Annotated in this window: 22 protein-coding genes and 1 pseudogene; 14 read left to right on the forward strand and 9 right to left on the reverse strand. The window is 69.7% G+C overall.

Annotated elements, in window-relative coordinates:
* The first annotated feature begins 81 nt into the window (after positions 1-81).
* Positions 82-3,174, forward strand: a complete 3,093-nt coding sequence (locus ACW4TU_RS08390) for an AfsR/SARP family transcriptional regulator (RefSeq protein ID WP_457426191.1) — start codon at positions 82-84, stop codon at positions 3,172-3,174.
* 453 nt (positions 3,175-3,627) lie between these two features.
* Here ACW4TU_RS08390 and ACW4TU_RS08395 read toward each other — a convergent pair whose 3' ends face one another.
* Both ACW4TU_RS08395 and ACW4TU_RS08400 read right to left on the reverse strand, forming a co-directional pair.
* Complete coding sequence (locus ACW4TU_RS08395; RefSeq protein ID WP_457426193.1) at positions 3,628-3,840, reverse strand: hypothetical protein; 213 nt, start codon at positions 3,838-3,840, stop codon at positions 3,628-3,630.
* Between the two features lie 522 nt (positions 3,841-4,362).
* Complete coding sequence (locus tag ACW4TU_RS08400; RefSeq protein WP_457426195.1) at positions 4,363-4,602, reverse strand: hypothetical protein; 240 nt, start codon at positions 4,600-4,602, stop codon at positions 4,363-4,365.
* A 514-nt stretch (positions 4,603-5,116) separates the two neighbouring features.
* On the opposite strand from ACW4TU_RS08400, the gene ACW4TU_RS08405 reads away from it, so the two are divergent.
* The 5 genes from ACW4TU_RS08405 to ACW4TU_RS08425 all read left to right on the forward strand — a co-directional run bounded on the left by ACW4TU_RS08405 (position 5,117) and on the right by ACW4TU_RS08425 (position 11,775).
* Positions 5,117-6,172, forward strand: coding sequence for a LacI family DNA-binding transcriptional regulator (locus tag ACW4TU_RS08405; protein ID WP_457426197.1), 1,056 nt, complete (start codon positions 5,117-5,119; stop codon positions 6,170-6,172).
* A gap of 93 nt (positions 6,173-6,265) precedes the next feature.
* Entirely contained in the window at positions 6,266-7,654 is a 1,389-nt protein-coding gene (locus ACW4TU_RS08410) for an ABC transporter substrate-binding protein (protein ID WP_457426199.1), read from the forward strand.
* A 1-nt stretch (position 7,655) separates the two neighbouring features.
* A complete protein-coding gene (locus tag ACW4TU_RS08415; RefSeq protein WP_457426201.1) occupies positions 7,656-8,537 on the forward strand; it encodes a carbohydrate ABC transporter permease in 882 nt (293 codons plus the stop codon).
* Entirely contained in the window at positions 8,534-9,472 is a 939-nt protein-coding gene (locus ACW4TU_RS08420; protein ID WP_457426203.1) for a carbohydrate ABC transporter permease, read from the forward strand. The genes ACW4TU_RS08415 and ACW4TU_RS08420 overlap by 4 nt, the downstream gene beginning before the upstream one ends.
* 161 nt (positions 9,473-9,633) lie before the next feature.
* Positions 9,634-11,775, forward strand: coding sequence for a beta-galactosidase (locus ACW4TU_RS08425; RefSeq protein WP_457426205.1), 2,142 nt, complete (start codon positions 9,634-9,636; stop codon positions 11,773-11,775).
* A 51-nt stretch (positions 11,776-11,826) separates the two neighbouring features.
* Here ACW4TU_RS08425 and ACW4TU_RS08430 read toward each other — a convergent pair whose 3' ends face one another.
* From ACW4TU_RS08430 to ACW4TU_RS08440, 3 genes are all read right to left on the reverse strand, one after another.
* Entirely contained in the window at positions 11,827-12,585 is a 759-nt protein-coding gene (locus ACW4TU_RS08430) for an SDR family NAD(P)-dependent oxidoreductase (protein WP_457426207.1), read from the reverse strand.
* A gap of 80 nt (positions 12,586-12,665) precedes the next feature.
* On the reverse strand, positions 12,666-13,385 hold the full coding sequence (locus tag ACW4TU_RS08435) for a TetR/AcrR family transcriptional regulator (protein WP_457426209.1): 720 nt from the start codon (positions 13,383-13,385) through the stop codon (positions 12,666-12,668).
* A gap of 198 nt (positions 13,386-13,583) precedes the next feature.
* Positions 13,584-14,633, reverse strand: coding sequence for a cyclase family protein (locus tag ACW4TU_RS08440; protein WP_457426211.1), 1,050 nt, complete (start codon positions 14,631-14,633; stop codon positions 13,584-13,586).
* A 510-nt stretch (positions 14,634-15,143) separates the two neighbouring features.
* Here ACW4TU_RS08440 and ACW4TU_RS08445 point away from each other — a divergent pair.
* Both ACW4TU_RS08445 and ACW4TU_RS08450 read left to right on the forward strand, forming a co-directional pair.
* Positions 15,144-15,548 (forward strand): hypothetical protein, encoded by a 405-nt coding sequence (locus ACW4TU_RS08445; RefSeq protein WP_457426213.1) that lies wholly within the window; start codon positions 15,144-15,146, stop codon positions 15,546-15,548.
* Positions 15,549-15,600: 52 nt separating this feature from the next.
* Entirely contained in the window at positions 15,601-16,005 is a 405-nt protein-coding gene (locus tag ACW4TU_RS08450; RefSeq protein WP_457426215.1) for a hypothetical protein, read from the forward strand.
* Between the two features lie 91 nt (positions 16,006-16,096).
* On the opposite strand, the gene msrB is transcribed toward ACW4TU_RS08450, so the two are convergent.
* From msrB to ACW4TU_RS08470, 4 genes are all read right to left on the reverse strand, one after another.
* On the reverse strand, positions 16,097-16,504 hold the full coding sequence (msrB, locus tag ACW4TU_RS08455) for a peptide-methionine (R)-S-oxide reductase MsrB (RefSeq protein WP_457426217.1): 408 nt from the start codon (positions 16,502-16,504) through the stop codon (positions 16,097-16,099).
* 57 nt (positions 16,505-16,561) lie between these two features.
* Positions 16,562-17,950, reverse strand: coding sequence for a UDP-N-acetylmuramate--L-alanine ligase (murC, locus tag ACW4TU_RS08460; protein ID WP_457426219.1), 1,389 nt, complete (start codon positions 17,948-17,950; stop codon positions 16,562-16,564).
* A 135-nt stretch (positions 17,951-18,085) separates the two neighbouring features.
* Entirely contained in the window at positions 18,086-18,559 is a 474-nt protein-coding gene (locus ACW4TU_RS08465; protein WP_457426221.1) for an indole-3-glycerol phosphate synthase, read from the reverse strand.
* Positions 18,560-18,715: 156 nt separating this feature from the next.
* Positions 18,716-19,540 carry a dihydrofolate reductase family protein gene (locus ACW4TU_RS08470; protein ID WP_457426223.1) on the reverse strand — a complete coding sequence of 275 codons (825 nt, stop codon included), beginning with the start codon at positions 19,538-19,540 and terminating at the stop codon, positions 18,716-18,718.
* Between the two features lie 37 nt (positions 19,541-19,577).
* Here ACW4TU_RS08470 and zapE point away from each other — a divergent pair, with 37 nt between their 5' ends.
* The 6 genes and pseudogenes from zapE to ACW4TU_RS08500 all read left to right on the forward strand — a co-directional run.
* Positions 19,578-20,684 carry a cell division protein ZapE gene (zapE, locus tag ACW4TU_RS08475; RefSeq protein ID WP_457426225.1) on the forward strand — a complete coding sequence of 369 codons (1,107 nt, stop codon included), beginning with the start codon at positions 19,578-19,580 and terminating at the stop codon, positions 20,682-20,684.
* A gap of 201 nt (positions 20,685-20,885) precedes the next feature.
* Positions 20,886-21,284 carry a hypothetical protein gene (locus tag ACW4TU_RS08480; RefSeq protein ID WP_457426227.1) on the forward strand — a complete coding sequence of 133 codons (399 nt, stop codon included), beginning with the start codon at positions 20,886-20,888 and terminating at the stop codon, positions 21,282-21,284.
* A gap of 88 nt (positions 21,285-21,372) precedes the next feature.
* Entirely contained in the window at positions 21,373-21,975 is a 603-nt protein-coding gene (locus tag ACW4TU_RS08485; protein ID WP_457426229.1) for a carbonic anhydrase, read from the forward strand.
* Between the two features lie 8 nt (positions 21,976-21,983).
* Positions 21,984-23,453 carry a SulP family inorganic anion transporter gene (locus ACW4TU_RS08490; protein WP_457426231.1) on the forward strand — a complete coding sequence of 490 codons (1,470 nt, stop codon included), beginning with the start codon at positions 21,984-21,986 and terminating at the stop codon, positions 23,451-23,453.
* 121 nt (positions 23,454-23,574) lie between these two features.
* Positions 23,575-24,366, forward strand: a complete 792-nt coding sequence (locus ACW4TU_RS08495; RefSeq protein ID WP_457426233.1) for a slipin family protein — start codon at positions 23,575-23,577, stop codon at positions 24,364-24,366.
* 88 nt (positions 24,367-24,454) lie between these two features.
* Positions 24,455-24,982, forward strand: a pseudogene (locus ACW4TU_RS08500) (alkaline phosphatase PhoX); the annotation flags it as partial.
* Between the last annotated feature and the right edge of the window lie 36 nt (positions 24,983-25,018).

Below are 25,018 nucleotides of genomic sequence, written 5' to 3' on the forward strand. Positions count from 1 at the left end.
AGCAATATTTGAACACTTATTGACCGCATGCGATTCTTAGCGACGCCAGAGCGCAGGCCGAACCGTCGGACGGGGGCACTGGTGGACCTGGAAATTCGCTTACTGGGACCGGTCGAACTGCGCGGAAACCAGTACGCCGATCCGCTCGGCTCAGCCAAGGAGCGGTTGCTCCTCGCGGCGCTGGCCTTCGAAGCGGGGCGCCCGGTTTCTCTCGACGCCCTGATCCACCGGCTGTGGGACGAGAGCCCGCCCGCGCAGCCCCGGATCAGCCTGCACTCGTACGCCGCCCGGATCCGCCGCAGGCTGCGCGCCCTGGACAGCGCGGCGCGGCTCGTCCAGCAGGCGCACACCTACTCCCTGAACGTGCCGCCGGACCAGGTGGACTACCACCGCTTCCAGGGGCTGACCGCCCAGGCACGCGCCCTGAGCGACAACGGCGACGACCGTCGGGCGCTGCGTCTGCTGCGTGACGCGGGCGCGCTCTGGCGGGGCGAGCCGCTCGCCGGCCTGCCCGGGCTGTGGGCCGAGCACATCAGGGGCGTCCTCGGACAACGGCACCTCTCCGCCCAGCTGATCCGCATCGACCTGGAACTGCGCGAGGGCCGCTACGCCGAGCTGGTCCCCGACCTCAGCGCCCTCCTGGAGGAACACCCCACCGACGAACTGCTCGCCGGCCGGCTCATGACGGCCACCTACGGCAGCGGACGCCAGGCGGACGCGCTGCGCGTCTTCGAAGATGTCCGACGACGCCTGCGCGACGACCTCGGCGCGGACCCGGGCGCGGCTCTCTCTCGATTGCACGGACTCGTCCTCAACGGGTCGCCGGTGCACACCTTCCTGCCCCGGCCCGAGGCCGCGATGACCGCCGGTGCGGCGGTGACAGCGCCCCGGACACTGCCCGGACACGCCGAACTGGTCGGCCGGGAGAAGGAGTTGGCGGCGATCGTACACACCGCCGCACCGCTGTCGGCGGGTTCGGCGGCCGGCCGCAACGTCATCGCCCTGCAGACCGTGTCGGGCATGGCCGGCGTCGGCAAGACGTTGACCGCGCTGCACGCGGCCCGACAACTCGGGCCGCTCTACCCGGACGGCGCCGTCCACCTCGACCTGCGCGCCCACGCGCCCGGTCAGGACGCGCTCACCACCGAGGCCGCGCTCAGCTCCCTGATCCGGGCGTTCGGCGTCCCCGCCAAGGATCTCCCGCAGGACCCGAACGAGTTGGCGGACCTGTGGAACAGCCTGCTCAGCAACCGGCGTGCCATCGTGATCCTTGACGACGCGGCGGGCCCGGAGCAACTGCGCCCTCTGCTACCGGGCGCGTCGCCGTCCCTCGTCATCGTCACCAGCCGCCGACGGCTCACCGGGCTGCCCGGCATCCGTTCGATCCAGCTCGACGTGCTGCCGGCGAAGGACGCCGTCGCCCTGTTCCGTTCCGTGGCCGGCGAGGAGCGCACCCAGCAGGCGAACGAGGTCGCGGACATCGTCCGGCTGACCGGCTATCTGCCGCTCGCGATCGAACTGGCCGCCGGCCGTCTGGCCTCCCGTCCCTCCTGGACGACCGCCCATCTCCTGCGCCGGCTCACCCATGGACAAGGGCGCCTCAACGAAATCCGGGACGGCAGCAGGGGAGGGATAGCCACGGCGTTCGAAGTTTCGTACAGGACACTGACGAACGAAGAGCAAACAGTTTTCCGATATATCGGCCTTCGTTTCGGACCGGACATCGACGCATACGCCCTCGCCGCCCTCACCGACCTTCCGCATGACGCCACGGAAAACGTATTGGAGGTGCTCCTCGACGCCCACCTGGCACGTGAGCCCGCACCCGAGCGTTACACGCTCCACGATCTTCTCGGCGAATACGCGCGCTCACTCGTCATGTCCGAGGAATCGGACGCCGCACGCGAGCGGGCCGTCTCCAGAATGATCAATTTCTATGTGCAGGCATCCGACGCGGCCGACAGGGTGATCCAACCGCGCGCCCTTCGCCCGCGGCGTCCCCTCCCACCGGCGGAGCACCCGGTCCCGCCCTGGGACGATCCGCAGTCGGCCCGCCGCTGGCTCCTGACGGAGCGCACGGCGCTCCTCGCCGCCGAACGCCACTGCCGGACCACCGGGCGGCTACGGGAAGCGGCCCTGCTCGCCGCCGCGTTGGCCGGATTCCTCGACGAGGAGGGCTATTCCGCGGACGCCCGCCGCATGCACGCGTCCGCCGTACAGCACTGGCACGCCGCCGGCGAGCGGCAGTCCGAGGTCCACGCGCTGATCGACCTGGGCAACGCGCTGTCCCGCTGCGGCCGGTACGACGAGGCGCGCGCCGCCCACCGGCGCGCACTGCGGGGGGCCGGGGAGATCGGCGACACCGAGGCCAGGGCCGAAGCCCTTCATCAACTCGGCGTTCTCCACTGGAATCTCGGCCGACTGGCGGAAGCACTCGAATTCCAGCTCGATACCCTGCGCCTGCGTCTCCCTTCGGGGGATGCCTGGCAGATCGCCCGGTCGAGGAACAATCTCGGAATAACCCATCTCTATCTGGGAAACTTCGAGGAATCACGGACAAACTTCCACGCGGCCCTCACCGATTTCCGAAGATCGGCGGACGGCCGCGAATACGCCCACGTTCTCAACAATCTCTCGGATCTCCATATGCGCATGGGCGAAACCGATACCGCGCGGCGAATTCTCCAGGAAGCACTGGAGGCACTCAGCGAAACGGGCAGCCCGTCGGAGAGTGCCATTACCCAGGTGAACCTCGCCAACACCATGAATTCGCCGGACGAACTCACCGCCATGCTCGATCTGTACCAGGAGTCCCTCGCCACGTTCCGCCGGCTCGGCGATCGGCGCAACGCCTCCGACACCCTGCACGCCATGGGCGCCGCCCTGCACGCCGCAGGGCGGTTCGGCGAGGCGGCGATCCGCCATCAGCACGCCCTCGACCTGGCCAGGAGCGTCGGCGCCGCCCACGAGCAGGCCCAGGCGCTGCACGCGCTGGGCCTCGCCGAACTGGGGCTGGGTCAGGAGAGTCCGGCCGCGGCACACATCACTGAGGCCATCGAGGTCGCGGACCGGATCGGCGCGTCCAGGGAGGCGTCCCAGGCGCGGGCGAGCCTCGCCGGACTTCGTACGGGATCGGCGCGGCGACAAACTTCTACCAGACCCGGAACTCGTTGAATAGCCCTTTGCAGATACGGTTCTTCCGGTTTGCACTCAAAGGCCCTGGAGGAGCAAGATCGGGTGGGGCGCAGCCGCGCTCCGTACCGACGAATGGTTGTAGGAGAAACAAAGCTCATGCACGTCCCGAACAACCGTAAGCCCAGCAAACTCCGCCGGGCAATGCCTCGTGTCCTGGCGGCGGCCCTCACCCTCGCCCTCGCCGTCGGAATATTGATCTGTATCCCGAGCGATTGGCTCACGGCTGCCATCGCCTAATTCCGTCCGGCGCGACAGGGGCTGACGGCGTCGGTCCGGCGCCCCTTCCACCGCGGTGACACGGAGAAGGATCCTGGGACGGTCGTCCCGGCCGTGAGTTCGGGTTCACCCGAACTCACGGCACTCGCACAGGGACCGCGCCGGACGCCTTGCTACAACGGTCCGGTCATCCAGGTCCGCGGCGACCCGGCCACCTCACAAGCAGTACCGGACCAGCCACTCGTCCTCGTTGTAGGCGCCCTTCGCCGGATCCGGCACCGACGCCGGCTGCGCAGCCACCATGTCCTCCACGCGGATCCGCTCCGGCAGGTGCCCGAAGCGGGCGTGGCGCACCGCCTCGGGGGTCTCCGGGGCCTTCACTTCGGCCGAGGCTTCCCTCTTCGGTTCGATCTTCACTTCGTACGTCATCTCGATCCCCGCTCGCTTGAGCCGACCTCTCCTCCAGCGTACGTGAGGGCCGGATTGTGCCGTGTGGACCATCAGCAGGCCCGCAAGGAACGCGGTCCGGGTGGGGACGCGGGCCGGCGGCACATGTTCGTCGCGGGCATGCGCACCCCTGCCCGCACCCGTCTCACGGATCGCCCACCCGAGCTCGGCAGCCACCGACTGCGCCTGTTCGACGAGGAGTTGGAGGCCGGCGTCGGATGGTTCCAGCCCCCGGAGACCAACCCCCGTACCGGTGGGTCGGAGACCGTGAGGGCGGCCGGTTCGGTGTCCACGCGGGCCGCCTCGGCGAGGTCGGCGAGAGGCACGTCGACACCGCAACGGACGTGTAGCAGCGATGGCGTTGCGTCCTGTACCGCCGCTGATCACACCGCCGTTGACCGTCATGCCAAGTTCGCGCGAGCCCAACTCCACGATGAAGGTGACCAGTTCAGCTAGGACATGCACGCCGCCGGCGCCGCCGTACGGGTAGCGGCACGCACGTGCCTACACCCCGTCCACGGCCGCCTCGAAGAGGAGGCCGACGCCCTCGCGAGCCGCCTTCGGGGCCCCGTCCGGTCCCGCCGCCGGCTCGCGGACCAGCGTGGCCGCCATCTGCTCGGCGAGTCGCCCGATGTGCGGCCGGGAGAACGGGCCGCCTGTCTCCTCGTCGCCGTTGAGGAGCGGGCGCATCGTCGGGCGCGGGTTCGGTTCGGACAGCAGGCGCAGTGCCCAGACCGCCCACATCAGGCATCACCTCATGTTCACGGCGCACGGAGGGCTCACCCCGCCGTCGTCCGTCACCGTGAACGGCCACTCCGCTCGGCTGCCGGCCGCTCCGTCGTAGTGGGCGAGGATTCCAGGGCGTCACCGTGGTCGCCACGGCTTCGCCGAGTGGGCCGACGCGCCGGAGCGTCCAGTCCCCGGTGGCGCCGAGACCGGCGGACAGCGACTCCGCGCCCAGTAGCCGCCGAGGCGGAGGCGGAGGCCGAGACGGCCGAGCAATCATGGTCACCGGCCGCCGCTGAAGCCCGCCCCGCACGATCGCCCTACGGCCGCTGTACCGACCCGGCACGACTCTTTGCGGACCTCGAAAGTTACGCCGAGATTGCGCGAACCCTTGACGCACCGCTCTGACTGCGCTGTCATGACTGCGCAGTCATGACAGCGCAGTCAGAACCTCGGCCCGCTGTCCTACCTCAGTCCACGGCAGCCGCGGCCACCCTCCGGCTACCGTGGGCACCGGCCACCGGGAGTCACCGTGACACGACAGACAGGACGGGGTGCGACCTCGTCGACACCGCGCAGTGTCGACGTGGCACGCCTCGCGGGGGTCTCTCAGAAGACCGTGTCCCGGGTCTTCAACAGCGAGCCGTACGTCTCCGAGGACGTACGCCGCCGTGTTCTCCAGGCCGCCGAGGACCTCGGCTACCGGATGAACAACGCCGCCCGGGCACTCGCCTCCGGGCGGACGAGATCCATCGGCGTGGTGACACTGGGCACCGCCCTGTACGGGCCCGCGTCGCTGCTCATGGGCATCGAGCGCGCCGTCCGGGACACCGGATACGCGCTGCGGGTCGTCAACACCGTGGAGGGCGATCCGGCGGGTGTCGCCGGCGCCGTCGGCTCACTCCTCGAACAGGGGGTGGACGGCATCGTCGTCTCCGAGCCGATCGACGAAGGCCAAGGTGGGGGTGCGGGCCTGGTGGAGCTGTCCGTCGACGTGCCGGTCCTGGTCATCGGTGCGCCGTCCCCCTTCGCCACCTCCCGCCCGGTCACCTCGGGCGGCGGTGCTGACCTGCTGACCCGGGCCGCCACCCAACACCTGCTGGATCTCGGCCATGTGACGGTCCATCACCTCTCGGGTCCGCCACGCTGGTTCGCGGCCAGGGACCGGCTCACCGCATGGCGGGCCGCCCTCGCCGCCCATGGCGCGCCCGAGCCGCCCGTCGTCGTGGGCGACTGGTCGGCCGCCTCCGGATACGCGGCGGGCCGCCAACTCGCCGCCGATCCCTCGGTGACCGCCGTGTTCGCCGCCAACGACGACATGGCCATCGGGCTGATCCGGGCTCTGACGGAGGCCGGCCGGCGTGTGCCGGACGACGTCAGCGTGGTCGGGTTCGACGACATCCCGGTCGCCGCGTACATCACCCCGCCGCTCACCACCGTGCGGCAGCCGTTCGACGCCGTGGCGCGGGAAGGCCTCAAGCGGCTCCTGCACGCCATCGAGAACCCGGACGCGGAGCCCCTGCCGCCGAGCGACCCACCGGTCGACCTCGTCGTACGGTCCTCCACCGCACCCCCGCCCCACCGGTAGCCGCACCACCCAGGCCGGTCAGCCCCACCTGCGGCCCCCTCCCCCGAATCGCTTCCCTCTCTCCACTCCCTTTCGCCCCGGCCGGAGTTCACCATGCCCAGAAACACCGTCTCCTCCTCTGCCATCAGCCGTCGTCTCCTTCTCACCGCGGCCGGCGCCGCCTCGCTCGGGGCGGCCCTCACCGCCTGCGGCGGGGGCGGTTCCGACAGCGGCTCGTCCTCGTCGAAGCCCGTCAGCCAGGCCGACATCGACAAGGCGATGAAGACCCCGACCGAGCTGACGTTCTGGACGTGGGTCCCGGAGATAGCGCAGGAGATCGCCCTCTTCGAGAAGAAGTACCCGGCGATCAGGATCAAGGCCGTCAACGCCGGTCAGGGCGTCCCGGAGTACACCAAGCTGCGTACGGCCCTCAAGGCCGGCAGCGGCGCCCCGGACCTGGTGCAGATCGAGTACCAGGCCATCCCGACCTTCACGATCACCGACAGCCTCCTCGACCTGCGGCCGTACGGCGCCTCCGCCCTCAAGTCGCAGTTCGTCGACTGGACCTGGAGCCAGGTCAGTGGCAGCGGCGGCGAGGTGTGGGCGGTCCCGCAGGACACCGGACCGATGGGCATGCTGTACCGGCAGGACATCTTCGACCAGCACGGCATCGAAGTCCCCCAGACCTGGAACGAGTTCGCCGAGGCCGCGCGCAAGCTGCACAAGGCCGACCCGGACGTCTATCTGACCAACCTGGCTGCCAACCAAGTGGCCGCCTGGCACGGCCTGTTGTGGCAGGCGGGCGCCAAGCCGTACGTCACCTCCGGCAAGAGCGACATCGCTATCAGTGTCGACGACGCGGTCTCCAAGAAGCTCGGCGCGTTCTGGGGCGGTCTCGCGCAGGAGGGCGTCATCGGCGTCGAGCCGGACTTCACGGACTCCTGGTACGCCGCGCTCAACAAGGGCAAGTACGCCACCTGGATCGTCGGCGCCTGGGGCCCGGCCTTCCTCTCCGGCTCGGCCAAGGACACCGCCGGCAAGTGGCGGGCGGCCCCGCTGCCGCAGTGGGACGCCGCCAAGCCGAGCGCCGGCAACTGGGGCGGCTCGACGACCGCCGTGATCCGTTCCACCAAGAACCCCATCGCCGCGGCCGAGTTCGCCAAGTTCCTCAACAGTGATCCCGAGAGCGCGAAGATGTTCGCGACGAAGCAGTTCTTCTTCCCGGCCACCAAGGCGCTGCTCGCGGACGCGGGTTACATCGGCGACACCCCCGCCTTCTACGGCGGCCAGAAGGTCAACGAGGTCTTCGCCGGCATCAGCGCCCAGGTCGACCCCGCCTTCCAGTGGCCGCCGTTCCTCGACCAGGTGGCGACCGACTGGACGGAGACCGTCGGCCGTTCCCTGGCCAGGAAGACCGACACGGTCGCCGCGCTCGGGGGGTGGCAGACGCGGATCACCACGTTCGCCAAGAGCCAGGGCTTCACGGTGAAGGCGGCACCCTGACATGGCCAGGCACCTCGCACGGCCCCGGTCGGCGGGCCCGCTGTTCATCGCCCCCTTCATGGTCCTGTTCCTCCTCCTCTTCCTCGCCCCGCTCGGCTACGCGGCCTATCTGAGCCTGTTCCAGGAGAAGTTGGTCGGCGGCACGTCCTTCGTCGGCCTGGAGAACTACCTCACCGCCGTCAAGGACCCTCAGCTCCGCGAGGGTGTCATCCGGGTGGCGACGTTCTTCGTGATCCAGGTTCCGGTGATGCTGCTGCTCGCCCTGCTCTTCGCGCTCGCCCTGGACAGCGGCCTGCTGCGGCTGTCCCGGGTGATCCGGCTGGGCATCTTCGTGCCGTACGCGGTCCCAAGCGTGGTCGCCACCCTGATGTGGGGCTACCTCTACGGCCCGGACTTCGGACCGTTCGCCCAGCTCAGCGACAAACTGAGCCTGCCCGCCCCGCACTTCCTCACCGACAGCTGGATGCTCGGCAGCCTGGCGAACATCGTGACGTGGGAGTTCGTCGGCTACAACATGATCATCCTGTACGCGGCCCTGCGGACCATTCCGCAGGACCTGTACGAGGCCGCCGCCCTGGACGGAGCGGGCGCCTGGCGGATCGCCTGGTCCATCAAACTCCCCGCGCTGCGGCCCGCGTTGACGCTCACCCTGCTCTTCTCGGTGATCGGCAGCTTCCAGCTCTTCAACGAGCCCAACCTGCTGATGAAGATCGTCCCGGACGTCATCGACAGCTCGTACACCGCCAACCTCTACGCATACACGCTCGCCTTCACCAGCCAGCAGATCAACTACGCGGCAGCCGTCTCCTTCCTCCTCGGCCTGCTCATCGTGATCATCTCGTACGCCTTCCTGCTCACCGCGAACCGCAGGAGGCCCGCGTGACCACCACAACTCCTACTGCGACCAGCGTGGTTCGTACGACGGCCCAGGCGCCTACGACGCCGAAGCAGCGACGCGGGCGACAGGCCGGCCGGCGCAGCACTCCCCTGACGATCGCCATGCTGGCGGCGCTCGCCTACTTCCTCCTCCCCCTTCTCTGGCTGCTGATCGCCTCCACCAAGAGCACCCAGGACCTGATCAACAGCTTCGGACTGTGGTTCTCCGACACCCCGCAGCTGCTGACGAACATCCGCGACACCCTCACCCAGGACGACGGCGTCTTCCTGCACTGGCTGCTCAACACCCTGCTGTACGCCGGTGTCAGCGCCGTCGGCGCCGCGATCCTGGCGGCTGCGGCGGGGTACGGGTTCGCCAAGTTCCGGTTCCGTGGGAACGGCGCCGCCTTCAACCTCGTACTCGGCGCGGTCATGGTGCCGGCGACCGCCCTGGCCATTCCGACGTATCTGCTGTTCGCCAAGGTGGGGCTGGTCAACACGCCGTGGGCGATCATCCTGCCCTCACTGGTGAGTCCCTTCGGGCTGTATCTCATGCGGGTGTACGCGCAGGACGCCGTGCCCGACAGCATTCTCGAGGCCGCCCGGATGGACGGGGCCGGCGAGTTCCGGATCTTCTTCCAGATCGTGCTGCGGCTGCTGGCGCCGGGGCTGGTGACCGTGCTGCTGTTCACCCTCGTGGCGACCTGGAACAACTACTTCCTGCCGCTGATCATGCTCAACGACCCGGACCTGTACCCGATCACGGTCGGGCTCTCCTCCTGGGCCGCCCAGGCGCAGAACGGCGGCGCGGGTGCCGGCAGCGACATGCTCGCGCTCGTCGTGACCGGGTCGATGATCTCGGTGGTCCCGCTCGTCGTGGCCTTCGTACTGCTCCAGCGGTACTGGCAGAGCGGCTTGGCCACCGGCGGTGTCAAGCAGTAACTCCCATACATGTGACCCGAGTTGCCTGCATTCCTCGGGTTCGCCGTCGCGACGTCCGCACCGGTTCACACCTACCGGCCTGCTTTCCTGCTGGGGGTCCGGGGGTCGTCCCCCGGGAAAATGCAGCCCCAATTCCCCTTCCCCCACTGGAGGTTGACTTCATGGCGGTTCTGCCCGCCCGCGTCCTCTTCGGCGCCGCGTACTACCACGAGTACCAGCCCACCCACGGCCCCGAGTACCGCCCCGGCGAACAGCTCAAGACCGACCTCGACCTGATGGCCGACGCCCGGTTCACCGTGATCCGGGTCGGCGAGTCGGTCTGGTCGACCTGGGAGCCGGAGAACGGGACCTTCGATCTCGACTGGCTGGAGCCGGTGCTCGACGGCGCCCATGAGCGCGGTATCGCCGTGGTCCTCGGCACCCCGACGTACGCCGTGCCGCCGTGGCTGGCCCGCCAGTACCCGGAGATCACCGGCGAGCGGGCCACCGGGCAGCGCATCGGCTGGGGTGCCCGGCAGGAGGTCGACTTCACGCACCCCGCGTTCCGGTTCCACGCCGAGCGGGTGATCCGGAAGATCGTCGCCCGGTACGCCGGCCACCCGGCGGTCGTCGGTTTCCAGGTCGACAACGAACCCGGCAACGAACTCCTGCACAACCGGGGCGTGTTCGAGCGCTTCGTCGACCATCTCCGGGCGAAGTACGGGGACATCGAGACCCTGAACCGCGAGTGGGGGCTCGTCTACTGGTCGCACCGCCTCTCCACCTGGGCCGACCTCTGGACCCCCGACGGCAACGTCCAGCCCCAGTACGACGTCGCCTGGCGGGAGTTCCAGGCCCGGCAGGTCACCGAGTTCATCGGCTGGCAGGCCGACATCGTCCGCGAGTACGCGAACCCCGAACAGTTCGTCACCACCTGCATCTCGTACACCCGCCCCGCGGTGGCGGACGACGAGCTGACCGACCGGCTCGACATCGCGTCGGGCAACCCGTACTACGACATGCAGGACGGCCTCGCGCTCCCGGACCGTACGCCGGACGCGTACGCCCAGCGCTGGAAGACGACAGGCGTGTGGGCGCTGTACCAGACCGCCGACTGGATGTTCTCCTCCAAGCAGGCGCCGTTCCTGGTCACCGAGACCAACGCCTCGTCCATCGGCGAGCCGTGGCACAACCGCCCCGCCTACGACGGCCAGTGGCGTCAGGCCGCCTGGGCGCTGGTCGGGCGGGGGGCCAGGATGATCGAGTACTGGCACTGGCACACCCTGCACTTCGGCGCCGAGACGTACTGGGGCGGCGTCCTTCCGCACAGCGGCCGGCCCGGCCGTACGTACGCCGAACTGGCCGAGCTGGGCGCCGAGTTGGACGCGGCGGGCCCGCTGGTCGCCGGTCTCGAACCGGACGCCGACATCACGATGGTCTACTCGACGCCCAGCAAGTGGCTGATGCAGAAGTATCCGCCGATCGCGACGGGCGACGGCGGCCCGGACGACACCGCCTATCACCGGATCTTCGACCCCTTCTACCGGGGCGCCTTCGACGCCGGCCGCCAGGTCCGCATCGTCCACGCCCGCCAACTGCACGACCCTCGCGGCGAACGTGAGGGTCTGACCCCCGAGGAGGCGGTGAGCCGGCACCCGGTCCTGGTCGTTCCGGCGCTGTACGTCGTCGGCGACACGACCCTCGACTGGTTCGCCGCGTACGCACACGCGGGCGGCCACCTGGTCCTCGGCCCGCGCACGGCGTACGCCGACCACGAGGCGCGGGCCCGCAACGAGCTCGCCCCCGGTCGTCTGGTGGACGCGGCGGGCGTCAACTACGACGAGTTCAGCAACCTGACGCAGGAGATCCCGGTGCGTGGTGTGCCCGGCGGCCCGCTCCAACTGCCGGACAGCGCAACGGCGTCGCTTTGGGCCGACGGCCTCACCGTCACCGACGCCGAGCCACTGGTCACGTACGATCACCCGCACTTCGGCCGCTGGCCGGCGGTCACCACCCGCCGCCACGGAGCGGGCCAGGTGACCTACGTCGGGACGGTCCCGGGCCGCGACCTCGCCCGGGAACTGGCCTCCTGGCTGACCCCCACCGCCCGCAGCGTCTGGGGGGACCTCCCGGCCTCGGTCACGGCGACCACCGGTACTGCCGAGGACGGGCGACGCGTGCACATCGTCCACAACTGGAGCTGGGAGCCCGCCCGTGTCACGGCCCCGGCCGACCTGACCGACGTACTGAACGACAGCCCGGTCCCCGTGGGCACCGAACTGGACCTCGGTGCCTGGGACGTAAGGGTGTTCAGCACCAACTGACCACTGTGCTGGGCCTGTTGTCGTCACCCGACAACAGCGGGCCCAGCACATTCAGAGCAGTGAGTAGCCGCCGTCGACCGTGATCGTCGTGCCGGTCACATAGGCCGAGGACTCGGAGGCCAGGAACAGATAGATGCCGGGCAGATCGTCGGGAGTGCCCCAGCGTCCCAGCGCCGTGTGCTCGACGATGCCGCTGTCGCGCTCGGAGCTGCGCCGCCAGTGCGCGCCGAGCCCGGTGTCGAACCAGCCGAGGGCCACCGTGTTGACGGTGATCCCACGCGGCCCGAGCTCCTGCGCCAGCGCGCCCACGAGGGACTGGACGCCGCTCTTCGACGCGGAGTACGCGGCGAGACCGCCCTTGGGCCGGTCGCCCAGCACGGAACCGGTGACGATGATCCGCCCTCCGGCGCCCATCACCGTCGCGGCGGCCCGCGCCCCGAGGAACGTCCCGGTCAGGTTGACGTCGATGACCTGCCGCCAGGCGTCGGGGCTGGTGTCGGTCACCGTCGCGACCCCGGGCGAGACCCCGGCGTTGCAGATCCAGGCGTCCACACCGCCGAACCGCTCGACCATCCCCTCGGCGACGGACTCGTTGAAGGCCTCGTCGCGCACATCCCCCGCGCAGACGAGGGGGTCGCCGTGGAGCGTCCCGGCCACCTCCTTGAGCGCGTCCTCGGAGCGCGCCACCAGGCCCAGCCGCGCCCCGGCGGAGTCGAAGGCCTGCGCGAGGACACGCCCCAGGCCGCGTCCGGCCCCGGTGATCACGACACGTCGCCCGGCGACCTCGGGGTTTCCGGCGGTTGTCGGCATTCGACCCTCCATTAAAGTATCGACCGGTCGGTACATTATCGAGAGCGTACTGCACGCCCCCGAAGGAACAGCACAGGAACCTACGCCTCGGCCTTGGCGTTGCCCTCGGAGTTCACGCCTCTCAACTCCTTGAGGACGGACCGCCCTTGCTCCAACTCACCCTCGGCGCCCGCTCGGTCGACGGGTTCGGCCAGGATGCCGTTGAGGAAGATGTCGCAGTAGAAGGCGGAGAGCTCCTCGACCCGCATGTCCCGATGACCGGCAAGCCACTGGTACGTGTAGTTGTGCAGGTTCAGGAACGCGAGCGTCGCCAGCTCCAAGTCCTCCTGCGGGCGCCCCTGGAGCATCCCCCGGCTGTGTCCGTCGGCGAGTACGCAGCGGATGCGCGACTCGAAACGGTGCCGCTTCTCACGGAACAACTCGCGCTGCTCACCCTGGAGTTGGCGGTACTCGTGCAGGAACACCCAGACGTGGTCGTGTCTGTTGACGATCTGCCAGAGCAGGGATTCCGACAGCAGCCGCAGCCGGGTGTGGAAGCTCAGGTCGAGTTCGACGATCGCGGCGGCTTCCTTGAGCAGCGGATCCATGACGCGGTCGTGGATCTCGGCGAGGAGCGCGTCCTTCGAGCCGATGTAGTAGTACAGGGCGCCTCGGGCAAGTCCGGCCGCCTCGCCGATGTCCGCCACGCCCGTGCCGGTGTACCCGTTCTTCGAGAACAGCTCGACGGCGACGTCCACCACGTTCTCACGCATGCGGTAGTAGCGCTCGGTCTTCCCGCGCTCCTTCCGAGTGGCCGGCATCTCACCAATCCTTCGCAACCCGGTACATCGTCACGGGCGCCCGACCGGCGTCCCCGAACTGCCTGTGGCACCGCGTGACGATACACGATCAATACGTGTTCCCCCTCCGGGGCGGAGGCGGAGAAATGCCGGTTCGGTGCGGGCCGGGGGCAGGATTCCAGGCCCGCACCGAACGGCGCTCGATACCGACCGGGTCCGTCAGACCGTCGCGATCGGTGTGAGGGGGCTGCCCTGGGTGCCGGGGAGGTTGAGTGGGGGTGCGGTGAGGAGGAAGCGGGTGCGGTGGTGTTCGCGCAGCCAGGCGGCGAGTTCGTTGAGGTACCAGAGTTCGCCGAGGGGGATGCCGAGTTTGAAGAGGCAGAGGTGGTGGATGGGCAGGAGGGAGTGGGGGCCGGTTTCGTTGCCGACGCCGACGCCTTCGACGGCGTAGTTGTCGGCGACGAGGCCGGCGAGCTGGGAGTCGGTGATCCACTGGAGGATCTCGGGGTCGTGGGCGTCGAGGTAGGCGGCGGTCCGGTGGATCGCGACGGGGTCGGGGTTCTTGTTCCAGGCGAGGATCTGGGTGGCGAAGCCGGTGTGGAGCAGGACGATGTCGCCGGGTTCGACGGTGACGTTGTCGGCGTCCATGATCTCGCGGAGTTGCCGGTAGTTGACGGGCTGGTATGCGGTGCCGAGGTGGTGGGCGATGTCGATGAGGACGCCGCGGCCCTGGACGCCGTGCTGGGCCATGTGTTCGAGGCCGAGGTGGCGGGCGAAGCCGAGGCTTCCGCTGCCGTCGCCCTTGGCGTCGTCCTGGGGTCCGACGAGGTCGGTGCCGGCGCGGTAGCCGTTGTAGTAGACGGCTTCGGCGACGCCGTCGGCGTCGGCGTCGAACTCGGCGCCCTGGTGGGCGAGGGCGTCCCACTGGGTGGAGTACTGCAGCCAGAGGGTGACCACGTCGTCGGACCACACGTCGATGAGGTCGGGGGAGAAGTGTTCGCTGGCCCTGATGTTGTAGAAGACGTCCTGGTTGTGCTGGAGGTCCTCGGTGGGGCGCAGGATCGGCGGGTAGCGGCGCTGGTTCATGGCCGACCCGCCGGGATAGTCGAGCGGCAGGCTGAGGCTGAAGGCGATGCCGTGCTCGACCTCGCGCACGCCCTGCAGGACCTTCTCCCGGGTGAGCAGGTTGATCCGGCCCAGCTCGTCGTCCTCGCCCCAGTCACCCCAGGTCGAGCCCGGCGGACGCTGCTTCCAACGCTTCGTCGTCATGGTCACTCCGCTTCCTGGCGCCAGTCCTCGTCGACGGCCTGCCACCTGCATGCTATGTATCGTGTACCGATCGGTCAATAAAATGTTCGGGCCGTATTCGGCCGCTCCGCTCCGGGCCCACACCCATCAACCGGCCGACCGCCTTCGCAGCCTCGGAGCCGGGCTGGAAGCGGCTTCACTCGGCTGTGCGGGTGAATGCGGGGCGAACTCGACGGCGCACGCCGCCTGTCCCTCGACGCGGATGGCGAATGCCGGGCAGACGGCGGCGGCGTTGCGCACGTCCTCTGCCAGTTCGGCGGGCGGGTTCCCGTTCAGGACGACGATGCCGTCCTCGTCGACAACGCAACGGGCAAGGCCTGCCCATGCGAACGCGCGGCGCGGCGGATGGCACGGATGGTGTAGCGGGCTACACCAGGCATTCGGGAGAAGGGTCCCTCGTGGCGGCGCTCGAGCGACGGGATCGTAGTCGGCAGAGATCAGAACCCATCCGTCCCCGCCGAAGGAACGTTCGTGAAGTCGCTGCTCGCCGCCGTGAAGTCGTTCATCACCAACCTGTTGCTGTGGTCGTTGTTCCTGGGCGGTCTCACCGCGAGCACCGCGTCCGGCGCTGTCCTCGACGGCACGCAGAAGAACGTCGCCACCTACGCCGGTATCGCCGTCTCGCTCCTGACGGGCGCACGCATCGCCAGGAAGCCGAAGATCAAGGCGTTCCTGTCGAAGCCGTCCACACTCTGGTTCCTGTTCCTGTTCAACGGCGGTGTGGCCGCGTTCTGCTACTTCACGATGGACGGCGTGAAGGGGATCGCGACCGCCGTCGGTATGGGCCTGGTCTCCCTGGGCGCGGCGGGCGGTCTCGTCTCGAGCCGCAAGGAGCGGACGGCGCCCGCGCTCGTGGAGCAGCAGCCCTGGGCCTGACCGCCCGAGCACCGAAGCCCTCATCAACCCATGAAGTGAAGGGACCCTTTCCATGCTCTCGAACCGCCGCCGTGGCCGTCGTACCGCCACCATCGCCACCGCCGTCGCCGCCGTCACCCTGACCGCCGGACTCCTGACCGGTTGCGAGGACCTCGACAACTCCCTCGGCTGCCTCAGCAACGCCGACTCGATCTCGGACAGCGTCAAGGCGATCCACGAGGCCGGCTGGGACGCGGTGAAGGACCCGTCGAAGACCGACGACTCCATCGACACCATCGACAAGAACCTCGACAAGATCAACAAGGAGACGGACGACAACAAGGTCGACAAGGCGGTCGACGACCTGGACAAGGCGATAGACGACTACAACAAGTCGATCCTGAACGGCGACACGAGCCCGGACTCCAGCAGGATCGACGCAGCCGCCGACCGGCTGAAGGACGTCTGCACATCGTGACGTCGTGAGTCGTGACGTCGTGAGGGCACGCGAACGGGGCCCTGCCGTACACCGGCAGGGCCCCGTTCAGGTCAGTAGCGCTTCCCGTTCCTCAGCCCTCGTCGGGCGTCAGCCGCAACGAGATGCTGTTGATGCAGTACCGCTGGTCGGTGGGGGTCGCATACCCCTCCCCCTCGAACACGTGCCCGAGGTGTGACCCGCACCGGGCACACCGCACCTCGGTCCGCACCATGCCGAGCGAGCTGTCCGAGATCAGCTCCACCGCGTCGGTGTCCTTCGGGTCGAAGAAGGACGGCCAGCCGCAGTGCGACTCGAACTTCGTGTCCGAGGTGAAGAGTTCGGCGTCGCAGGCCCGGCAGGAGTAGACGCCCTTCGTCTTGGTGCCCGTGTACTCACCCACGAAGGCGGGTTCCGTGCCGGCCTGACGCAGGACCGCGTACTCGGCCGGCGTCAGCTCCGCGCGCCACTGCTCGTCCGGCTTTTCGACGTCGTACGACATGAAGCTCAGCCCCTTACTGCGAAAGTCACCGCGAAAGTCACTGCGGAACCGCGAACGTCACCGTGCCAGACGGTCCAGGATCCGCGGGCCCAGGTCCGTGACATCACCCGCGCCCATGGTGAGAACGAGATCACCGGGCTTCGTCATTCCCGCGATGGTCTCGGGCACCTCGGCCTTGTCGGACACGGCCGTCACATCGGCGCCCGCGGCCCGTGCGGCGTCGATGATCAGCGTGCTCGTCACGCCGGGGATCGGGTCCTCGCGGGCCGGGTAGATGTCGAGGACGACCGACGCGTCCGCGAGCGCCAGCGCCTGGCCCATCTCCTTGCCCAGCTCCTGGGTACGGGAGAAGAGGTGCGGCTGGAAGACCACCAGGATGCGCGCCTCGCCGACCGCCGCCCGCATCGCCTCCAGGTCCGCCGTCATCTCGGTCGGGTGGTGCGCGTACGAGTCGATGACCTGGACGCCCGCCGCCTCGCCCTTCAGCTGGAGGCGCCGCTTCACCCCCGTGTACGCCGCCAGGGCGGGGGCCAGTTCGTCGGCGGGCACGCCCAGCGCGACGCCCGCGGCCAGTGCGGCCACCGCGTTGTGCGCGTAGTGCCGGCCGGGAACCGAGACCGTGAAGGTGAGCCGAGCCCCGTCCAGCTCGACGGTCACCTCGCTCTTCAGCCCCTGCGGTACGACGGACAGCACCCGCACGTCCGCGTCCGCCGACTCCCCGTACGTCACCACCCGCGCGGAGTCCGGCAGACGCCGCGTCAGCTCGCGGGCGCCGTCGTGGTCGGCGGAGATCACCAGCGTCCCGCCGGGCACGATCCGGCCCGCGAACGTCTCGAAGGACTCGTAGATCTCGTCCATGGAGGCGTAGTTGGCGTGGTGGTCGAGTTCGACGTTGAGGACGATCGCGACCTCGGGCGCGTACTTGTGGAAGCTGCGGTCCGATTCGTCCGCCTCGGCCACGAAGATCTCGCCGTCGCCGTGCAGGGCGTTCGAGCCGGGCGCGTCCAGGTCGCCGCCGATCGCGTACGAGGGGTTCAGTCCCAGCTCGCTCAGCGACACCGCCAGCATCGACGTCGTGGTCGTCTTGCCGTGCGTGCCCGCGACCGCGATCGGCCGCAGGCCGTCCATCAACCGGGCGAGCGCGTCCGAACGGTGGACCACCGGGATCCCCAGCTCCGCCGCCCGCGCCAGCTCGGGGTTGTCGGCGCGGATCGCGGAGGAGACCACGACACAGGTGGCGTCGTCGGCGAGATGCCCGGCCGCGTGCCCGATGTGCACGGTCGCCCCCAGCGCCCGCAGCGCCGCGGCGGTCTCGGACTCCTTGGCATCGCTGCCGGCCACCGCGGCCCCGCGCTGCGCCAGGATCTTCGCGATCCCCGACATCCCGGCGCCACCGATGCCGATGAAGTGCGGTCGGTCCATGGCGATAGGAAGGCCGGGTGCCATGTGTGTCTCCCAGTGCGTGGTGCGTACGGCGGACGTTCGAGGAGCCAGCCTATTGCCTGTGAAACAAGGGCGACCGCATCGCCCCGGGGGCGCGGGCCGGGAGGGACCAGCCCCCACCCGCCCGCGGCCGAAGAACTACGCCTTGCTGTGCGAGAACAGCTTCAGCACCGGCACCCCGACCTTGTGCCGAGCCCGGGAAGCCCAGTCCCGGTGGAAGAACTCCTCCACGTAGTGGGGGTCGGTCAGCACGATGACCTCGTCCGCCTCGATCTCATCCACCAGCCCCCGCAACGCGTCGAGCGGATGGTCCTCGACGATCCGTCCCTCCGCCTCGTGCCCCGCCACTCGCAGCGCCTCCAGCGACACCTCGAGCGCCCGCTCCCCCAGCGCCGCCGCGTCCTCCCCCTCCGGGGTCTCCCGCTCGTGCGCCGCCTCGTCGAGCTCGCCCAGCGCGATGTCGTCGATGGCCCGCAGCAGCCGGTCGGCCTGGTCGCCACGGGGCTGGAGCAGCACGTGGAAAACCACGTCCTCGTCGCCGTGCAAGGTGGTGACGAACTCCACGTCGGCGGACGTCAGGGCCTTCTCGATCATCAGTACGCTTGTGAACACGACAGGCGCCCTTCTCCTCCGTGGGCCGTTCGTAGGCCCCTGCTGAAACCATCCTGCCCCGTGATCGCACGGGGACTGCGAAATTTAGTGTGCCCAGCGAAAGACAAACGGAACGACAGGTTCCGGATCATGTCGGGACGAGCGGGACCCCGCGCGTCAGGAGCGGTGATAGCGGCTGAACAGGAAGCCGGCCTCCTCCAGCAAGGACACCAGTTCGAAGTGACGGGGAACCGGCACCGAGGGCCCGCCCGAGATCCGCTGGGCGTCCCCCACGGTGAGCATCGGGGAGATCGTCAGGCACAGCTCGTCGAGCACGCCGGCCGCCACCAGCTGCCCCAGCAGCCGCGGCCCGCCCTCGGCCAGCAGCCGGGTGTGTCCGAGGTCTGCCAGGGCCTGTACGGCGCGTGCCGGGTCCACGCCCATGCCGTCACCGGCGACGACCACCCGGGCGCCCGCCTTCTCGGCGGCGGCGACCCGGTCGGGGGCGGCAGCGGCACCGGTGAGGATCAGGGTGGGCACCAGGGGCGAGGTGAACAGCGGGAGCGAGTAGTCCAGGTCCAGACTCGCGCTGACGATCGCGATCGCCGCCGCCTCCGCCTGCCCGGCCGCCTCGCGGGCCGCGGCGAACTCCGCACGCGCGCGTGCCGGACGGTAACCCTCCTGGCGTACCGTTTCCGCACCGACGAGGACCACGTCCGCCAGCGCTCTCAGGGTGCCGAAGATCCGCATGTCGGAGGCGGAGGAGATGGGCTGGGAACGGCCGTCGTGCTGGGCGGCGCCGTCGAGCGTGGACACCATGTTGGCGCGCAGCCAGGATTCCCGGCGCCCGTTCGTCCGCTCGGGGTAGGCGTAGGCGGCGGCCAGCTCCGCCAGGCTCCACTCACGGTCGACCGCTCCGGCACCGGGCGGGCCACCGGCATCCACGGCCCCTCCCGGGACCTCGGCCACTGTCTCTTCGGTCACAGGGAACAGGCGTCGCATGCCAGGCAGTCTGGCACGGCCCTTAGCATGGTGAACCGTGCCTACCATCCCCGCGTCCCCCGGTTTCGGTCCGATAGCCGACACGGCCCCGCTGTCCCTGTGCGTCCGTGAGCCGCATGTCCCCGCGGACCGGCTGGTCGCCGAGATGGTGCCGCCGCCCCGGTTCGACTCGGTGCGCTTCGACACGTACATCCCGGACCCGAACCAGCCCAGCCAGACCGAGGCCGTGCGCGTCCTCGACGGCTTCGCGGGCGGACTCGGCGGGGCGCACGCCGTCGGGGGCGGCAGGCGGGGGTTCTTCGGCTTCGGGAAGGTCAAGGCGTCCAAGGTGCCGGCCGGCCCCCGTGGCGTCTACCTCGACGGCGGTTACGGCGTCGGCAAGACCCACCTCCTCGCCTCCCTCTGGCACGCCACCCCGGCCGAGCCCTCGCTCAAGGCCTTCGGCACCTTCGTGGAGCTGACGAACCTGGTCGGCGCCCTCGGCTTCCAGAAGACCGTCCAGACCCTGTCCGGCCACCGGCTGGTCTGCATCGACGAGTTCGAACTGGACGACCCGGGCGACACCGTGCTCGTCTCGACCCTGCTCGGCAAGCTCGTCGACGCGGGCGTCGCGCTCGCCGCCACCTCGAACACCCTGCCGGGCAAGCTCGGTGAGGGCCGGTTCGCGTCGGCCGACTTCCTCCGCGAGATCCAGGGCCTGTCCGCCCACTTCCGCGCGCTGCGCATCGACGGCGAGGACTACCGTCACCGGGGGCTGCCCCAGGCCCCGGCGCCGTACTCCGAGGAGCAGGTGACCAAGGCGGCGTATGCCACCGAGGGCACGTCGCTCGACGACTTCGCGCAGCTCCTCGACCACCTCGCCCGTGTGCACCCCAGCCGGTACGGCGCTCTCACGGACGGTCTGAAGGCCGTGTGCCTCACCGATGTGCGGCCGGTTCCGGACCAGTCGACGGCGCTGCGCCTCGTCGTGCTCGCCGACCGGCTGTACGACCGCGAGGTGCCGGTGCTCGCCTCCGGCCTGCCCTTCGACCAGTTGTTCAGCGAGGAGATGCTGAACGGCGGCTACCGCAAGAAGTACTTCCGCGCGATCTCCCGCCTGACCGCGCTGGCCCGCGACGCCAAGGGCCTCGTGGAGCCCTCGTGAGCTCCTGACCTGCAAACCATATGAACTACCGCAGGTCAACGATCAGTTCACGTCATCCCACCCACGCTTTTCAGGCTCTCTTCAGCCTGAAACGCTAAGTTAACCCAGCAAACAACTTCGCAGGGTTAACGTGTTTCTTGACCCGCGGTTGACCAACTGTTGACGCGTACAAGAGATCGTGAACTGCCTGGAGGGGGGCGCATGTTCCGAGGTACTACGACCCGGACCGTGGTTTCCCTCCTCGCCGCCGCCCTGCTGGCCCTCCAGTTCTTCGCTCCGACGGCGTCCTTCGCATCCGCGCACACGGCCCGTCACGCCGAGGCCAAGACCGAGCCCAGAAACAAACCCAGGGCGGCAGCCCAGCGCGACGAGTACGTCACCTGTGGTGACGGCGGCCGTCATCACGACCCGAGCCTGCCCCTGCGCACCCGGGACCGGCATCGCATCGCCGATTCGGGTCCCCAGGTGCCCGAGCGACCGCTCCTCGCAGTGGATCCCACGGCTCCGCACGAACCGGAGACGCGCGTCACGTCCCGCCGTCAGGCGCCCAGATCGCTGACCGCGCACACCCCGGCCGCGCTCCAAGTGTTCCGCTGCTGACAGCGGGACGCCCCCCACGCTCTGTCAACACGTCCGACTGTCATGTACGTCCGACGCGCCATCGAGGCGCGCCAGGAGGAGTCACCACATGCAGCCCCTCATCGAGAACGCCCGCACCTTCGGCTCGCGCCCCGAGGAGTTCGCCAAGCTCGCCGAAGGCCAGTCCCCCCAGGTCCTGTTCATCACGTGCTCCGATTCCAGGGTCGTCCCGGCCCTGATCACGGGTGCCAGGCCCGGCGAGCTCTTCGAGCTGCGCACCGCGGGCAACATCGTTCCCCCGTACGCCTCCGCCCGCCCGACCGGCGAGGCCGCCACCATCGAGTACGCCGTGGAGGTCCTCGGCGTCAGCGACATCGTCGTCTGCGGCCACTCGCACTGCGGTGCCGTCGGCGCCCTGGTGCGCGGCGACGACCTGACCGCCGTACCCGCCGTACGCGACTGGCTCGCGCACGCCGCCGACGCCCCCTCGACCACAGCCACGGCCACGAACCCGTCCGACACCGGCGACCCGACGGTCGCCTCCGCCGTCCAGAACCACGTCCTGGCACAGCTGCTGCGACTGCGCTCCTACCCGTGCGTGGAGCAACGCCTGGCGAAGGGCCGGCTGCGCTTGCGCGGCTGGTACTACGAGGTGCACACCGGGTCCGTGCGTGAACACCGCGCCGCCACCGACTCGTTCGAAGCGCTGTGAGGGCCGACATGTCCATACGTACCAAGGCCCCCCAGCTGCGGCAGGACTTCGCCGCCTCGCTCGTCGTCTTCCTGGTCGCCCTGCCGCTGTGCGTGGGCGTCGCCGTCGCCTCCGGTGTGCCGGCCGAACTCGGCCTGGTCACCGGCATCGTGGGCGGCATCGTCACCGGACTCCTGCCGGGCAGCAGCCTCCAGGTGTCCGGGCCCGCCGCCGGCCTCACCGTCCTGGTCTTCGAGGCCGTACGGGAGCACGGGCTGCCCGCGCTCGGGGTGATCGTGCTCGCCGCCGGACTGCTCCAACTCGCCATGGGCGCCCTGAAGCTGGGGCGCTGGTTCCGGGCCATATCGGTGTCCGTCGTCGAGGGCATGCTGGCCGGAATCGGGCTCGTGATCATCGCCGGGCAGCTCTACGCGGCGGCCGGGCTGAAGGCGCCGGGCGCCGGGCTCGACAAGATCACCGGGCTGCCCGAGGCCGCCGCGAAGGCCGTGGGGAGCACCAGCGCGCTGGCCTCGCTGGCGGTCGGCGCGGGCACGATAGCCGTGATCGTGCTGTGGCAGCGGCTGCCCAGGAAGGTACGGGCGGTGCCGGGCGCGCTCGCCGCGGTGGTCCTGGCGACCGCCGTCACCCTCGTGTTCGGCCTGCCGGTGGCGACCGTCGAGGTGAAGGGCCTGCTGGACGCCGTCCAGTTGCCCGGGCTCGGCGCCTTCGGCGAACTGGCGAGCCTGAGCGTGCTCGGCACGGTCGTGGCGTTCACGCTGATCGCGTCAGCCGAGAGCCTGTTCAGCGCCGCCGCCGTGGACCGGCTGCACGACGGTCCGCGCACCCAGTACGACAAGGAGCTGATGGCACAGGGCGCCGGCAACACCGTGTGCGGGCTGCTGGGCGCACTGCCGATGACCGCGGTGATCGTGCGCAGCTCGGCGAACGTCCAGGCCGGCGCGCGCACCAAGGCGTCCCGGGTGCTGCACGGCGTATGGCTGCTGCTGTTCGCGGCGCTGCTGCCCGGCGCGCTGGCGCTCATCCCGCTGCCCGCGCTGGCGGGCATACTCGTCCACGCCGGCTGGAAGCTCATACCGGTGCGCGGGGTCGTCTCGCTCTGGCGCGAGCACCGGGGTGAGGCGCTGATCCTGGTGGTCACGGCCCTGGCCATCGTGTCCGTGAACATGTTCGAGGGCGTGCTGATCGGGCTCGCCCTGTCCGTGGGCAAGACCGCCTGGGAGGCCTCGCACATCAAGCTGGAGGTCATCGACAAGGGCGCCGGGCCCGTCCAGGCGTATCTGTCGGGCAACGCGACCTTCCTGCGGCTGCCGAAGATCCTCGACAGCCTGGAGGCGCTGCCCCAGGACCGGCCGATAGAGCTGGAACTGTCGGGCCTGCACCACCTGGACCACGCCTGCCGCACGGCCCTGGAGAGCTGGGCCGAGCGGCACAGCGCGGCCGGCACGGAACCCGTGAAGATGATGACGACCGCGCCATAGCTCCGCGGCTCTCGCCCGCGAGGTTGCCCGGTCCGGGGCTCGACCCGAGCCCCGGACCGGGCATATCGTTTGTTAAAGGTGTCGATCGGCACGTACGGGACGGCTGCGAGAGGTCGTCGTCATGCTTCAGGAACTACTGACCGCGGGCATCGCCGCCGGGGCCGCCGGGCTCGCCTACGTCGGAGTGGCGGCGCGGGTCGTCAAGCAGTACGAACGCGGGGTCGTCTTCCGGCTCGGCCGCCTCGCCGGAGACGTACGGCCGCCCGGTTTCACGCTGGTGGTCCCGTTCGTGGACCGGCTGCGCAAGGTCAACATGCAGATCGTCACGCTGCCGATCCCGGCCCAGGAGGGCATCACCCGGGACAACGTGACCGTGCGTGTGGACGCGGTCGTCTACTTCAAGGTGGTCGACGCGGCGAACGCGATCATCCAGGTCGAGGACTACCGGTTCGCGGTCTCCCAGATGGCGCAGACCTCGCTGCGTTCGATCATCGGCAAGAGCGACCTGGACGACCTGCTCTCCAACCGGGAGCAGCTCAACCAGGGTTTGGAGCTGATGATCGACAGCCCGGCGATCGGCTGGGGCGTGCAGATCGACCGGGTCGAGATCAAGGACGTCTCCCTGCCGGACACGATGAAGCGCTCGATGGCCCGCCAGGCCGAGGCCGACCGGGAACGCCGGGCGCGGATCATCAACGCGGACGCCGAGCTGCAGGCCTCGAAGAAGCTCGCGGAGGCCGCCGCGGTGATGTCCGAGCAGCCCGCCGCACTCCAACTCCGGCTGCTCCAGACGGTGGTGGCGGTCGCGGCCGAGAAGAACTCCACGCTCGTCCTGCCCTTCCCGGTGGAACTGCTCCGCTTCCTGGAACGGGCGCAGGTCCAGCAGCCGCCGCCAGGCGGGTCACCCGGCTGAGGCGCGCTCCGCGCGTGGTTCCTGGCGCCCGTACGGCGTGATACACAGCAAGGTCACAGTCCTGTCCGCCAGCAGGAAGGTCACCCCCAAGTGGGTGGACGTACCGGACCCACTGGCCGCTCAAACCCCCGTCCGGCTCCAGGACTTCGGGCCGAAGGGCATCACGCACGCGCAGAAGCTGGAGGGCTGCTACTGGGGCGGGCGGTGCGTGTACTTCGTGTCGTCGTTCGCCCACGCGAGCGACGGCTCGGCGGCGACCCACTTCGGCCAGATCTGGCGCTACGACCCCACCGCGCGCCGCCTCACCCTGGTCATCGTCTTCGGCCCGGACACGGACGTCCAGCTGCCCGGCGAGTCGCCGGACAACATCTGTCTCGCCCCGAGCGACGGCCTGATGGTGTGCGAGGACGGGAACGGCGCCCAGCACGTGTACGGCGTGACACGCCGGGGCGAGGTGTACGCGATGGCCCGGAACGCGCAAAACACCGGCACCCCGGACGCCCCCGAGTGGGGCGAGTTCGCGGGCGTCACCTTCTCTCCGGACGGCCGGACGATGTACGTCAACTGCTACACACCCGGCACGACGTTCGCGGTACGGGGCCCGTGGAAGCGGTAGCGGGCGCCCCTTGAACCGGGACATGGCGGGCAGGCT

This window comes from Streptomyces kryoterrae (assembly GCF_054072135.1).

Coding starts and splice junctions, on each gene's coding strand:
- ACW4TU_RS08395 (WP_457426193.1), bottom strand. CDS start 3,840: ATGACGTACGAAGTGAAGATCGAACCGAAGAGGGAAGCCTCGGCCGAA.
- ACW4TU_RS08400 (WP_457426195.1), bottom strand. CDS start 4,602: ATGTGGGCGGTCTGGGCACTGCGCCTGCTGTCCGAACCGAACCCGCGC.
- ACW4TU_RS08410 (WP_457426199.1), top strand. CDS start 6,266: ATGCCCAGAAACACCGTCTCCTCCTCTGCCATCAGCCGTCGTCTCCTT.
- ACW4TU_RS08415 (WP_457426201.1), top strand. CDS start 7,656: ATGGCCAGGCACCTCGCACGGCCCCGGTCGGCGGGCCCGCTGTTCATC.
- ACW4TU_RS08425 (WP_457426205.1), top strand. CDS start 9,634: ATGGCGGTTCTGCCCGCCCGCGTCCTCTTCGGCGCCGCGTACTACCAC.
- ACW4TU_RS08430 (WP_457426207.1), bottom strand. CDS start 12,585: ATGCCGACAACCGCCGGAAACCCCGAGGTCGCCGGGCGACGTGTCGTG.
- ACW4TU_RS08435 (WP_457426209.1), bottom strand. CDS start 13,385: ATGCCGGCCACTCGGAAGGAGCGCGGGAAGACCGAGCGCTACTACCGC.
- ACW4TU_RS08440 (WP_457426211.1), bottom strand. CDS start 14,633: ATGACGACGAAGCGTTGGAAGCAGCGTCCGCCGGGCTCGACCTGGGGT.
- ACW4TU_RS08450 (WP_457426215.1), top strand. CDS start 15,601: ATGCTCTCGAACCGCCGCCGTGGCCGTCGTACCGCCACCATCGCCACC.
- msrB (WP_457426217.1), bottom strand. CDS start 16,504: ATGTCGTACGACGTCGAAAAGCCGGACGAGCAGTGGCGCGCGGAGCTG.
- murC (WP_457426219.1), bottom strand. CDS start 17,950: ATGGCACCCGGCCTTCCTATCGCCATGGACCGACCGCACTTCATCGGC.
- ACW4TU_RS08470 (WP_457426223.1), bottom strand. CDS start 19,540: ATGCGACGCCTGTTCCCTGTGACCGAAGAGACAGTGGCCGAGGTCCCG.
- ACW4TU_RS08480 (WP_457426227.1), top strand. CDS start 20,886: ATGTTCCGAGGTACTACGACCCGGACCGTGGTTTCCCTCCTCGCCGCC.
- ACW4TU_RS08485 (WP_457426229.1), top strand. CDS start 21,373: ATGCAGCCCCTCATCGAGAACGCCCGCACCTTCGGCTCGCGCCCCGAG.
- ACW4TU_RS08490 (WP_457426231.1), top strand. CDS start 21,984: ATGTCCATACGTACCAAGGCCCCCCAGCTGCGGCAGGACTTCGCCGCC.
- ACW4TU_RS08495 (WP_457426233.1), top strand. CDS start 23,575: ATGCTTCAGGAACTACTGACCGCGGGCATCGCCGCCGGGGCCGCCGGG.